This window comes from Pseudomonas sp. SF2, assembly GCF_036858055.1.
Taxonomy (GTDB): Bacteria; Pseudomonadota; Gammaproteobacteria; order Pseudomonadales; family Pseudomonadaceae; genus Aquipseudomonas.
In genome coordinates, this window is record NZ_JAMBDI010000007.1 from 328,961 (window position 1) to 341,754 (window position 12,794).

The window sequence follows — 12,794 nt, forward strand, 5'->3', positions numbered from 1 at the left end:
CAGATCTCAGGTGCTGTACAGATCCTGTGGGAGCGGGCATGCCCGCGAAGAGGCCGGCACAATGGTCGTTACAATTGCAGGCCACCGGCGGCCTTGTGCAGTGCCCGCAGATGTTCGCCCACCTGCTTCACATTGGCTTCCACCGCCGCAATTTCCCTGGCCCGCGACGGCTCCAGCAGCGCCCTCACCTCTTTGTCCAGGCTCGTGCTCAAGCGCAGCAACTGCGCCTGCCGCTCGCTGCTGACCTGCTCCAGGTGCTTGCGCTCCTGCGGCTGTGGCAGCCCGTAGCCTTTGCTATCGAGCAACTCTGCCGGGCGGCTGAGGAAGCCACTGTTGGCCAGCATCTGCCGGAGGGTCGCATCGGCCTTGCTGACGCTGCCATCGTTCCGCGCGGCGGCATTCAGGTAGCGCTGCTTGACCTCTTCCTGGGCCAGCAGCAGTTGCCGGCGCAAGCTGGCCTGTTCAAGCAGCAGCAAGGCGGCGCTGGTGCGCAGGTCGGCCTGGGCGAACCAGCCCCGACGTTGCTCGGCGTCCAGAGCCAGCCAGTCTTCGACCTTGGCCTGCTTGATTGGCAACTGTTTCTTCAACACCTCGAACATGGCCTGGTAACGGTCGCGGTAGGAGTCGAAGCGATAACCCAGGCGCAGCGCCTCGCGGGGGTCGTCGAGCACGCTGGTGTCGGCCAGCCCCCTGCCCTTGAGCACGGCCAGCAAGCCATTGGGCATGATGCTGTCGAGGTCGTTCAGGCGTGGGTTGGCGGTGCCGCTGCGCAGCAGCTTCAACGACTCCACTGCGCAGTTGTTGGACAGGAACCAGTAGTTGCCGTCGTAGCTCCAGTGCATTTCGGCGGCCTGGCGCACCAGGTTTTCGATCTCCTCGCGGCTGAGCCGCAAGGGTACCGAGGCCAGGCTGCGCAGCTCGGTCTTGGTGTATTCGTCGATCACCTGGCCCAGCGGCAGCACGAACAGTCGCGAGGGGTAGGCGCCGACCAGCCCGTCCCAGCTGGAAAGCTGCACATCGTTGACAAAGGCGCGGTACGACAGCACCAGGCTCTGGTCGAGGTCCAGGCGGCAGTCCGGCCCGCGTGGGCGGCCTGGCTTGCAGATCACCAGGCGCAGCATGCTGTGGCCCCAGCGGCTGACCAGGTTCTGGTTGGCTTCGGCCAGCAGGTAATCCACCTCATAGACCCGCTCGGGGTCGATTTCGCCCAGCGGCTGGCGGGCGAAGTCGCTGCCGGCATTGATGAACGGCAGGCCTTTGGCGCAGCTGTCCTGTTGCGGTGCCCAGCCGAAGTGCTCACGCAGGTACTGGTTCAGCGCCGGGCGGCGGCAACCGTAGCTCGGGTCGAGGAGGAAATACTCCATGTTGACCGCGATGTACTCCTTGGGGCTGCTCAGTTCATAGCTGTCGGGGCTGCGCACGAACTGGCCGTTGTGCTGCTCGCGCTCGCCGCGTCGGCCCACGTACTGCTGCCACCCGGCCAGGTCGAGCAGGCGCGGGTCGTCGCTGAGGGTAAAGCGGCGCTCGGCCTGGCCACGGCATGCCTCGGGCAGGCCGACCTTGCCCAACGTGCCTTGCTGGCGCTTGCAGCGGGTGATCAGCGCGCTGTCGGCGTTGGGCCACAGCCGGGCGCGGTCGTAGATATGAGTGAGCTCGTGTAGCACGGTGGCCAGCAGTTCTTCACGCACCGTGCCATGCGGGCGGTTGGTGCGCTCGGTGGCGGCACTGCCATCGGTGAGGCTGGGCAGCAGGCGGCGATTGAGTTCGAGGGTGGACACCAACGATGCCTGGCCATAGGCGTCGGCCGGCATGTTGTCGCTCCAGCTGACCTGCACGCGGCGGTTCAGCTGTTGCTTGAAGCGAGGGGGCAGCTTGCCCAGGGCCTCGTCGAGCAGGGCCTGGGTGGCTTGGGCCTGCTGCGAATCAAGGCCGGACGCCTGCAGCGCGAGCTGCAGGTCGGCCAGGGCGGGCGTGCCGAGCAGCGTCAGGGCGCAGCCGAGCAGCCAGGCGCGCACGCGGTTCACAGCGCGAGGATGGCTTCGGCCAGTACCTGGTCGCTGGCGTCGCGCGCTTGCGGCACGCGCTCGCGCAGGGTGTTGAAGGCGGCCTCGAGCTGGGCGCCGCGAATTTCACCGTTGCTGGCGACAAAGCTGGCGGCGTCGTCATGGGCTTCGCGCACCACTTTGGAGTCGCGGATCGAAGTGGTGGTGTCAGAGGTGAAATCGATCGAACGGCCAAAGGCCCGCACGATGATATTGCTGGTGGCCACCAGGGTCTGTGCCTGGGCCAGGTCGGCCAGCAGCAGCATGCCGAGGGTAGCGGCAATCAGCGGTTTACGCATGGAGCATCTCCGAAAAATACAGGGAGTCAGATGTAGTTATTGGACGAGAATTGCCTGCGCCAGTTCCAGATCGCCGACGCGTTGCCGTGCGCAATTGTGGCGTAATGATTCCAGCGCTGCTTCAAGCCGCGCACCGCGGATCTGGCCGTCGCTGGCGACGAAGGCAGCGGCATCGTCGTGGGCCTGGCGGACCAGTTTGCGGTCGAACGGTGCGGTGGTGACCTGGCTGGTGACATAGCCGGTGATGACCAGCCCTTGCGTGGTGGTATCCATGGCATGGGCGCTGGCCACGCCAACAACGGAGAACAGCAACGGCAACAGATAACGCATGGGCTCTACGACAGCTGGAAACGTGGGCGGCAAAGGTGAGTACGGCTGTGCTGGTAGTGACCAGCACAGCTGAACGGTTCAGCCGGGGTCAGAGCGCCAGGATGGCCTGGGCCAGTTGTGCATCGCTGGCCTGCAGGGCAGGCATCTGCGAGCGGATGTGCAGGAAAGCGCTTTCCAGCTTGGCGCCGCGGATGTCGCCCTGGCTGCCAACGAAGCTGGCGGCGTCGTCACGGGCGGCCTGGACGATCTTGTCGTCACGGAACGAGGAGGAAATATCGGAAGTGGCATCGGTGGACGCGGCCACTGCGCCAACGACGGCGTCAGTGGTGACAACGAAGCTGGTGGCGTTTGCGGTGCCGGCCAGGCTCAGCATCAGAGCGGCGCCAATCAGGTATTTGCGGGACATGATCGTGGACTCCTGGACTAGGGTCGGGTGGTTCTGTTTATCGGACGCTCACACAGCTCGTCGCGGTACTTTCAACAGTGCGTTCTACCAGACTGTTACACCAAGCGTATCACGCGCCGGTGTTTCTGGATGTTAATGAACAGCGCGCTCATGAACTGTACCTGTGTATTTTTGTTTTTCACAAACTGTATTGGTCAGTTTGCGGAAAGGCTCTGTCATGCGGCCTGCAAACAAAAAACCCGTCGCAGTCACCTGCAACGGGTTTCGGGAATTCGCGGTGCCGGCCGAAGCCGGCAAGCCGGAGCTTAGCGCCAGAAAGGCTTGCTCAGCTCTTCGTAACGCTGCGACTCGCTGATACCGGCGTCGGCCAGCAGGCGGGCGTCCAGGCGAGCCAGTTGACGGCGGCTGGCCATGCGGCGCTGCCACAGCAGCAGGGTGGACAGAGCGCGCAGCGGCAGCGAAGCGTTGGATTGTTGGGCGTTGCTTTCAAAAACCAGACCGGAACTGAGGGTACGTTCCATGATGTTTCATCCTTCCGCTTATGGCGGGATTAGGTAGTGATTTAACTGATGCCAATGATCCTCCTCTGTCGTCCATAACAGTAGATACAGTTCGGTTGAAAGACGATGGTCCAGTTAACTGTGTAACCCTACTGTTGCACCCGAAACTGGCGTAACTGTACTGGTCCGCACTTATTTGGTGCGTTTTGGTTCGAGGAAGGGAATTTATCAGCCAGTAAGGTGTGAAAACACCAGTACAGTAGTACAGATTATGTTGCAAATTGCGGCGGGGTGTTGATGAAAGGGTTTGACTGTTATGGCCCATTCGCGGGCAAGCCCGCGAAGAGCCCGGAACAGCGGAAGCAGGGCCGCCGTTCCGTACCACATCTGGATCAGCTAGCCAGCATGCGCCCGGTTTCTTCCAGGTTCTCGTGCCAGCTCAAGGCTTCGCGCAGGATGTGCGGGGTGTGGCCGCCACGCTGGCAGGCACGATCGAAGTAGTCGTTCAGTGCCGCGCGGTAGTCTGGGTGCACACAGTTGTCGATGATCGCCCGGGCCCGCTCGCGTGGCGCCAGGCCTCGCAGGTCGGCAAGGCCTTGCTCGGTGACCAGGATGTCCACATCGTGCTCGGTGTGGTCGACATGGCTGACCATCGGCACCACGCTGGAAATCGCGCCACCCTTGGCAATCGACTTGGTGACGAACACGGCCAGGTGGGCGTTACGGGCGAAGTCACCCGAGCCACCGATGCCGTTCATCATCTTGGTGCCGCAGACGTGGGTGGAGTTGACGTTGCCGTAGATATCGAACTCCAGCGCAGTGTTGATACCGATGATGCCCAGGCGACGGACGACTTCCGGGTGGTTGGAGATTTCTTGCGGGCGCAGCACCAGCTTGTCTTTGTAACGCTCCAGATTGCCGAACACGTCGGCGTTGCGGCGGGTCGACAAGGTGATCGAGCTGCCCGAAGCGAAGCTCAGTTTGCCGGCGTCGATCAGGTCGAAGGTGGAGTCCTGCAGTACTTCGGAGTACATGGTCAGGTCTTCGAACGGCGACTCGATCAGGCCGCACATCACTGCGTTGGCGATACTGCCGATACCGGCCTGCAGCGGGCCAAGCTTGTTGGTCATGCGGCCAGCTTCGACTTCTTTCTTGAAGAAGTTGATCAGGTGGTCGGCGATGCCCTGGGTTTCGTCATCCGGCGGCAGTACGGTGGACGGCGAGTCCGGCTGGTCGCTGATGACGATGCCGACGATCTTGGCCGGGTCGATCGGGATGGCGGTGCTGCCGATACGGTCGTCGACCTTGACCAGCGGGATTGGCGTGCGGGTCGGGCGGTAGGTCGGGATATAGATGTCGTGCAGGCCTTCGAGGTTGGTGTTGTGCGAGAGGTTGATCTCGACAATCACCTGCTTGGCGAAGATCGCGAAGCTGGCCGAGTTGCCCACCGAGGTGGTTGGTACGATATGGCCTTGTTCGGTGATGGCCACGGCTTCGATGACCGCGATGTCCGGCAGCTTCAGCTGCTGGTTGCGCAGTTGCTCGACGGTTTCCGACAGGTGCTGGTCGATGAACATCACCTGGCCGTCGTTGATGGCCTTGCGCAGGGTGCTGTCGACCTGGAACGGCATGCGGCGAGCCAGCACGCCGGCCTCGGTCAGTTGCTTGTCCAGGTCGTTGCCCAGGCTGGCGCCGGTCATCAGGCTGATTTTCAGTGGCGACTGCTTGGCACGTTCGGCCAGTGCATGTGGTACGGCCTTGGCTTCGCCGGCGCGGGTGAAGCCGCTCATGCCGACGGTCATGCCGTCCTCGATCAGACCAGCGGCATCAGCCGCACTCATTACCTTGCTGTGCAGGGAGGACAAGCGGATACGATCACGGTACATGGATTGTTATCTCGGGCTACTGAAACTACTGCAGCGCAGTCTAGAGACTTCGCCCCTTGCCGTCCCGCGACCATGGTCGTATGAGAAGGCTTGGAATAGAGCCGTTGATCCGGATCAATAAAAGAAAAGCCCCGGCAGATTCTGACCGGGGCTTCCTTTATATCAGCTGGTTTGCAGCGACAGGTGTCACTCCACCGCCTTGACCATGTCTTCGATGACCTTCTTGGCGTCGCCGAACACCATCATGGTCTTGTCGAGGTAGAACAGTTCGTTGTCCAGGCCGGCGTAGCCGCTGGCCATGGAGCGCTTGTTGACGATGATGGTCTTGGCCTTGAACGCTTCGAGGATCGGCATGCCGGCGATTGGCGATTTGGGATCGTTCTTCGCCGCCGGGTTGACCACGTCGTTGGCGCCCAGCACCAGCACCACATCGGCCTGGCCGAACTCGGCGTTGATGTCTTCCATCTCGAACACCTGGTCGTACGGCACTTCGGCCTCGGCCAGCAGCACGTTCATGTGCCCGGGCATACGGCCCGCCACCGGGTGAATCGCGTACTTCACGGTTACGCCGTTGTGGGTCAGCTTCTCGGTCAGTTCCTTCAGTGCGTGCTGGGCGCGGGCCACCGCCAGGCCGTAGCCCGGGACGATGATCACGCTGTCGGCGTTGCTGAGCAGGAAGGTAGCATCGTCGGCCGAACCGGACTTCACCGGGCGCTGCTCTTTCGAGCCTTGTGCCGCGCCGGCATCGGTATCACCACCGAAGCCACCGAGGATGACGTTGAAGAACGAACGGTTCATCGCCTTGCACATGATGTACGAGAGGATCGCACCGGACGAGCCGACCAGGGAGCCTGCGATGATCAGCATCGAGTTGTTCAGCGAGAAGCCGATACCGGCCGCGGCCCAGCCCGAATAGCTGTTGAGCATCGACACCACCACCGGCATGTCGGCGCCCCCGATCGGAATAATGATCAGCACGCCCATGATGAAGGCCAGGACCAGCATCAGGGTGAAGGCACTGTAGTGGCCAGTGAAGGTGAACAGCAGGCCCAGGGCGATGGTGGTCAGGCCGAGGATCAGGTTCAGCTTGTGCTGGCCGGCGAACTGTACCGGTGCGCCCTGGAACAGGCGGAACTTGTACTTGCCCGACAGTTTGCCGAAGGCGATCACCGAACCGGAGAAGGTAATGGCACCGATGGCCGCGCCGAGGAACAGCTCCAGGCGGTTGCCGGTGGGGATCGGGTCGCTCATGGCGGCAACGATGCCCATCGATTGCGGTTCCAGCACCGCGGCGATGGCGATGAACACCGCAGCCAGGCCGATCATGCTGTGCATGAAGGCGACCAGTTCCGGCATCTTGGTCATCTCTACGCGCTTGGCCATGATCGAACCGGCGGTACCGCCGACCAGCAAGCCAACGATGACGTAGCCGATACCGGCAGTCGCAAGCTCAGCCCCGAGCTTATAAATGAGGCCGACAGTGGTGACGATGGCGATGCCCATGCCGATCATGCCGAACAGGTTGCCGCGCCGCGAGGTAGTCGGGTGCGACAGGCCCTTGAGCGCCTGGATGAAGCACACCGAGGCGACGAGGTAGAGGAGCGTTACCAGATTCATGCTCATGCTTACTTCTGCGCCTCGTTCTTGGTTTTCTTCTTGAACATCTCAAGCATGCGACGGGTGACCAGGAAGCCACCGAACACGTTGACCGCGGCCAGGGCCACTGCCAGGGTGCCCATCAGCTTGCCGGCCGGGGTCACGGTCAGGGCTGCGGCCAGCATGGCGCCGACGATGACGATCGCCGAAATGGCGTTGGTCACGGCCATCAGCGGCGTGTGCAGCGCCGGGGTGACGTTCCACACCACGTGGTAGCCCACATAGATGGCCAGCACGAAGATGATCAGGTTGTAGATGCCGTGGGAAATCAGCATGTCTTCCATTGTCGTGCTCCTTAGCCGTTCTTGCGGACGACCTGGCCATCACGGCACATCAGGCAGGCCGCGACGATGTCGTCTTCGAGGTTGATGACCAGCGCGCCGTCCTTGTCGAACAGCAGCTTCATGAAGTCCAGCAGGTTGCGGGCATACAGCGCCGAGGCATCGGCGCCCACCTGGGCCGGCAGGTTGGTCGGGCCGACGATGATCACGCCGTTCTCCTGTACCACCTGGTCGGCGACGGTCAGCGGGCAGTTGCCACCCTGGGCCGCTGCGAGGTCGATGACCACCGAGCCGGGCTTCATCTGCGCGACGGTTTCGGCGCTGAGCAGGGTCGGTGCCTTGCGCCCCGGGATCAGCGCAGTGGTGATGACGATATCCGCCTGCTTGGCGCGCTCGTGCACGGCCTGGGCCTGGCGTTGCATCCAGCTGGCCGGCATTGGCCGAGCGTAACCGCCAACACCTTCGGCGCACTCGCGCTCCTCATCGGTTTCGTAGGGCACGTCGATGAACTTGGCACCCAGCGACTCGATCTGCTCCTTCACGGCCGGGCGTACGTCGGACGCCTCGATCACCGCACCCAGGCGCTTGGCCGTGGCAATGGCCTGCAGGCCGGCAACGCCCGCGCCCAGGATCAGCACGCGCGCGGCCTTTACGGTGCCGGCGGCGGTCATCAGCATGGGCATGAAGCGTGGGTAGTGATGGGCAGCCAGCAACACCGCCTTGTAACCGGCGATGTTGGCTTGCGATGACAGCACGTCCAGGCTCTGCGCCCGCGAGGTGCGTGGCGCGGCTTCCAGGGCGAACGCGGTAATGCCGCGCTCGGCCATCTTGCCAATCAGTTCGCTGTTGAAGGGGTTGAGCATGCCCACCAGGAGGCTGCCACTGTTGATCAGGGCCAGTTCCTGGTCGTTGGGGGCGACCACTTTGAGCACCAATTGGGCGCCGTAGGCATCGGCTGCACTCCCCAGGGAAGCGCCCACGGCCTCATAGGCACTGTCCGGAATGCTGGCGTTGAGCCCTGCCCCCCGTTGGACGGTGACCTGATGGCCCTGGCCAATCAGTTTCTTGATGGTTTCCGGGGTCGCAGCGACCCTTGTCTCACCGGTCTGCGTCTCGAGAGGAACACCAATGTGCACGACTATTTCTCCTGCGGTGACCTTTTGTCTTTGTAAAAGCCAGCGCACTTCGGATGGTGCGCTGGGGCGGCTGTGGAGCGCCGACCCGCCGAATTCCGGGCGGGCGAAGCATTTTGCAGACGAAGCCGGGGGCCTTCAACCGATTCTGGAGCGAAACGAAGTCAAAACTACAAGTCACCCTGTGACCGTATGTCGCAACGGTCAGGCTGCAGCGCGTCAAACATAGGCTATTGGCAGAGTAGGAGAAAAAATCAAAAATTTTGCGGTCAATTCGCTTACGGCTTGGTGAATGTCGCAAAATAACCCGCAAAGCCGCGCCGTAAGCAGGATTAAAGAGGATTTTTGCACCTGCATAACAGTTTATGTAGATGCGACAAATACATATATCTGTAGGTGTTTAAAATAATTGACTACGGGGTCAATTTGTCGCGCTTCCCTAAGTCTTCGCCGTGTACGCCTGAGCCTGGCTCAGTAGCCAGTCGCGGAAGGCGCGCAGCGAAGCCGACTCCACCTTGCGCTCCGGAATCATCAGATAGTAGGCCTTGTCACTACTGAGGGCATGCCTGTTAGCGACCACCAGCCTACCCTCCTCCAACTCGCGCTGGATCAGGAACGGCGGAATCAGCGCGATGCCCATCTCATGCATGGCCGCCTGGGCGAGCATCGAGAATAGTTCATAGCGCGGGCCTGTCATGTCGCGCTCCACATTCATGCCGACGCTGCCGAACCACTGCCGCCAGGCATAGGGGCGCGTGCTCTGCTGCAGCAGTGGCAATTGTGCAATGCGCTGCGCGTCGAGCGCACCCTGCCCGCCCAGCAGCGCCGGGCTGCACACCGGTACCGGGTTTTCCCCCATCAGCCGGTGCGACTGGGTGCCGGACCAGTCGGCATCGCCGAAGTAGATGGCAGCATCGAAGGTGGTGTCGGCAAACAGGAAGGGCCGGGTGCGGTTGGTGAGATTGACCGTGACCTCCGGGTGGCGCTGCTGGAAGTCCTTGAGCCGCGGTAGCAGCCACTGGGTGCCGAAGGTGGGTACCACGGCCAATTCGATCACGTTGGCGCCCTGCTGGCGCATTACCGACAACGTGTCGCGCTCTACTGCGTCCAGTTGGGCGGCCACCTGACGGCTGTAGGAAAGGCCGGCTTCGGTCAGCTTCACGCCGCGGCGCGAGCGGCGGAACAGTTCCACATTGAGGAAGGCTTCCAGGCTACCTATCTGACGACAGACGGCGCCTTGGGTCAGGGCGAGTTCCTGGGCGGCCTTGGTAAAGCTCTCGTTGCGCGCCGCCGCCTCGAAGCAAACCAGGGCGGCGGTACTGGGGATCTTGCGGCGCATGTACGTCAACCTCACTCGTAAGGCTGTCAATATGGCGTTTTGCCGATTTACGAAGTGACAAATTATCACTAATTGGTGCGCAATCCTCGTTTGTCCCGGCGGCCGATCAGGCCTAGGCTCAAAGGCACAAGAAAACTGCCCCCTATTTCGAGGATTTCGCTCATGGCCGGTAAAGCAAGCTTCAACTGGATCGACCCGCTGCTGCTCGATCAGCAGCTCACTGAAGAAGAGCGCATGGTGCGTGACAGCGCTTATCAGTTCGCCCAGGACAAGCTGGCCCCGCGTGTGCTCGAGGCCTTTCGTCATGAGCAGACCGACCCGGCGATCTTCCGTGAAATGGGTGAGGTCGGGTTGCTGGGCGCTACCATTCCCGAGCAATACGGTGGCAGTGGCCTGAATTACGTGTGCTATGGCCTGATTGCTCGCGAGGTAGAGCGCATCGACTCGGGTTACCGCTCGATGATGAGCGTGCAGTCGTCGCTGGTGATGGTGCCAATCAACGAGTTCGGTACCGAGGCACAAAAGCAGAAGTACCTGCCCAAGCTGGCCAGCGGCGAGTGGATCGGTTGCTTTGGCCTGACCGAGCCCAACCACGGCTCCGACCCGGGTTCGATGATCACCCGTGCCCGGAAGGTCGATGGCGGCTACCGCCTGACCGGTAGCAAGATGTGGATCACCAACAGCCCGATCGCCGATGTATTCGTGGTCTGGGCCAAGGATGATGCGGGTGATATCCGCGGCTTTGTCCTGGAAAAGGGTTGGGAAGGCCTCAGTGCTCCGGCGATCCACGGCAAGGTCGGCCTGCGCGCCTCGATCACTGGCGAAATCGTCATGGACAACGTGTTCGTGCCAGAAGAAAACATCTTCCCGGATGTGCGCGGCCTCAAAGGCCCGTTTACCTGCCTGAACTCTGCCCGCTATGGCATCTCCTGGGGTGCACTGGGTGCCGCCGAAGCCTGCTGGCACACCGCGCGTCAGTACACCCTGGACCGTCAGCAGTTCGGCCGTCCGTTGGCTGCAAACCAGTTGATCCAGAAGAAGCTGGCCGACATGCAGACCGAAATCACCCTGGCGCTGCAGGGCTGCCTGCGTCTGGGGCGGATGAAGGACGAAGGCACGGCTGCAGTGGAGATCACTTCGATCATGAAGCGCAACTCCTGCGGCAAGGCGCTGGATATTGCCCGCATGGCGCGTGACATGCTGGGTGGCAATGGCATTTCCGATGAGTTCGGTGTGGCCCGTCACCTGGTCAACCTGGAGGTGGTCAACACCTATGAAGGTACCCACGATGTGCATGCACTGATCCTGGGGCGTGCGCAGACCGGTATCCAGGCCTTCTATTGATAAGGAGCCAGCCCATGGGCGCGCTATCACATCTGCGGGTGCTGGACCTTTCTCGCGTGCTGGCCGGCCCCTGGTCTGGCCAGATTCTCGCTGACCTTGGTGCCGATGTGATCAAGGTCGAGCGCCCTGGCAGTGGTGACGATACCCGCTCGTGGGGGCCGCCCTTCCTCAAGGATGCCGAGGGTGAGAACACCGGTGAGGCGGCCTATTATCTGTCGGCCAACCGCAACAAGCGCTCGGTGACCATCGACTTCACCCAGGCCGAGGGGCAGCGCCTGGTGCGTGAACTGGCGGCGAAGTCCGATATCGTCATCGAGAACTTCAAGGTGGGTGGGTTGGCTGCCTATGGCCTGGACTACCAGAGCCTGAAGGCGATCAACCCGCGGCTTATCTATTGTTCCATCACTGGGTTTGGCCAGACCGGGCCTTATGCCAAGCGCGCGGGTTATGACTTCATGATCCAGGGGCTGGGCGGGCTGATGAGCCTGACTGGCCGTCCGGAGGGTGAAGAAGGTGCGGGGCCGGTCAAGGTGGGGGTGGCGCTGACCGATATCCTGACCGGGCTGTATTCCACGGTGGCGATCCTCGCTGCCCTCGCCCATCGGGAGCAGACCGGGGTGGGCCAGCATGTCGACATGGCGTTGCTCGATGTGCAGGTGGCCTGCCTGGCGAACCAGGCCATGAACTACCTGACCACGGGCAACCCGCCTCGTCGCCTGGGGAATGCGCATCCCAATATCGTGCCTTATCAGGATTTTCCGACGGCGGATGGCGACTTCATCCTTACCGTGGGTAACGACAGCCAGTTCCGCAAGTTCGCCGAGGTGGCCGGGCAGCCGCAATGGGCGGACGATCCACGCTTCGTTACCAACAAGCTGCGGGTGGCCAACCGGGCCGAGCTGATTCCGCTGATCCGCCAGGCCACGGTGTTCAAGACCACGGCGCAGTGGGTGAGCCAGCTGGAGGCTGCAGGGGTGCCGTGCGGGCCAATCAACGACCTGGCGCAGATGTTCCAGGACCCGCAGGTGCTGGCGCGCGGGTTGGCGGTGAGCATTCCGCATCCGTTGGCGGGAAGTGTGCCGCAGGTGGCGAGCCCGATACGGCTGTCGGAGACGCCGGTGGAGTACCGTCGGGCGCCGCCGCTGCTGGGTGAGCATACCGAGGTGGTGCTGGAGGATGTATTGGGGCTGGATGCCAATGAGGTGCAACGGCTGCGCAGTGCTGGCGTGCTTTAAGGGCGTGTGGCCTTGGTGAAAAGCGGGGAGGCCGTCAGGCCTCCCCGCTTTGCTTTTCAGCGATACCAGTGTTTCTTGAAATTAAAGGTTGACGCGGTTTCGAATCCCCTTATAATGCGCCCCACTTCTGACGTAGTCGAAGCGCAAAACTTCTTGAAAATCAATTAGTTAAGCGATTCAGGTAGTATCAGGAGTGCTTCGGTCGCCTGATCGGCAGTGGTTGAGAAGATGGTTGACAGCGTTTCTAAACGCTGTATGATTCGCCTCCCGCTACGAGAGATCGCAGCGAGTCAAGTGTTTGAAGCTAAACGAGTTTCTCGCAAAAAACTTCAAAATAAACGCT

Annotated in this window: 12 protein-coding genes; 2 read left to right on the forward strand and 10 right to left on the reverse strand. The window is 61.9% G+C overall.

The genetic code is table 11. The features are described 5' to 3' along the window. Positions 1-68: 68 nt before the first annotated feature. The 10 genes from M2S36_RS05390 to M2S36_RS05435 all read right to left on the reverse strand — a co-directional run bounded on the left by M2S36_RS05390 (position 69) and on the right by M2S36_RS05435 (position 9,872). Complete coding sequence (locus M2S36_RS05390; RefSeq protein ID WP_207831554.1) at positions 69-2,024, reverse strand: DUF7844 domain-containing protein; 1,956 nt, start codon at positions 2,022-2,024, stop codon at positions 69-71. Continuing rightward, positions 2,021-2,341, reverse strand: a complete 321-nt coding sequence (locus tag M2S36_RS05395) for a DUF2388 domain-containing protein (RefSeq protein WP_015268501.1) — start codon at positions 2,339-2,341, stop codon at positions 2,021-2,023. The genes M2S36_RS05390 and M2S36_RS05395 overlap by 4 nt, the downstream gene beginning before the upstream one ends. A gap of 36 nt (positions 2,342-2,377) precedes the next feature. Then, on the reverse strand, positions 2,378-2,671 hold the full coding sequence (locus M2S36_RS05400) for a DUF2388 domain-containing protein (RefSeq protein WP_233688238.1): 294 nt from the start codon (positions 2,669-2,671) through the stop codon (positions 2,378-2,380). Between the two features lie 88 nt (positions 2,672-2,759). Further along, positions 2,760-3,077 (reverse strand): DUF2388 domain-containing protein, encoded by a 318-nt coding sequence (locus M2S36_RS05405; protein WP_025337247.1) that lies wholly within the window; start codon positions 3,075-3,077, stop codon positions 2,760-2,762. Positions 3,078-3,382: 305 nt separating this feature from the next. Beyond that, positions 3,383-3,598 (reverse strand): DUF1127 domain-containing protein, encoded by a 216-nt coding sequence (locus M2S36_RS05410; protein ID WP_003256968.1) that lies wholly within the window; start codon positions 3,596-3,598, stop codon positions 3,383-3,385. A 371-nt stretch (positions 3,599-3,969) separates the two neighbouring features. Continuing rightward, positions 3,970-5,463, reverse strand: a complete 1,494-nt coding sequence (locus tag M2S36_RS05415; protein ID WP_024087961.1) for an acetyl-CoA hydrolase/transferase family protein — start codon at positions 5,461-5,463, stop codon at positions 3,970-3,972. 186 nt (positions 5,464-5,649) lie between these two features. Beyond that, entirely contained in the window at positions 5,650-7,086 is a 1,437-nt protein-coding gene (locus M2S36_RS05420; protein ID WP_063912395.1) for an NAD(P)(+) transhydrogenase (Re/Si-specific) subunit beta, read from the reverse strand. Between the two features lie 2 nt (positions 7,087-7,088). Further along, positions 7,089-7,403, reverse strand: a complete 315-nt coding sequence (locus tag M2S36_RS05425; protein WP_003256966.1) for an NAD(P) transhydrogenase subunit alpha — start codon at positions 7,401-7,403, stop codon at positions 7,089-7,091. Between the two features lie 11 nt (positions 7,404-7,414). Beyond that, the gene (locus M2S36_RS05430) at positions 7,415-8,536 is read right to left on the reverse strand and encodes a Re/Si-specific NAD(P)(+) transhydrogenase subunit alpha (RefSeq protein ID WP_015268506.1); all 1,122 of its coding nucleotides are present in this window, start codon (positions 8,534-8,536) and stop codon (positions 7,415-7,417) included. 436 nt (positions 8,537-8,972) lie between these two features. Then, positions 8,973-9,872 carry a LysR family transcriptional regulator gene (locus tag M2S36_RS05435; protein ID WP_207831558.1) on the reverse strand — a complete coding sequence of 300 codons (900 nt, stop codon included), beginning with the start codon at positions 9,870-9,872 and terminating at the stop codon, positions 8,973-8,975. A gap of 162 nt (positions 9,873-10,034) precedes the next feature. Between M2S36_RS05435 and M2S36_RS05440 the strand changes: the two genes are divergently transcribed. Together M2S36_RS05440 and M2S36_RS05445 are read left to right on the forward strand one after the other, a co-directional pair. Continuing rightward, positions 10,035-11,216, forward strand: coding sequence for an acyl-CoA dehydrogenase (locus M2S36_RS05440; RefSeq protein WP_016712875.1), 1,182 nt, complete (start codon positions 10,035-10,037; stop codon positions 11,214-11,216). A gap of 14 nt (positions 11,217-11,230) precedes the next feature. Further along, a complete protein-coding gene (locus tag M2S36_RS05445) occupies positions 11,231-12,451 on the forward strand; it encodes a CaiB/BaiF CoA transferase family protein (RefSeq protein ID WP_207831560.1) in 1,221 nt (406 codons plus the stop codon). The last annotated feature ends 343 nt before the right edge of the window (positions 12,452-12,794 follow it).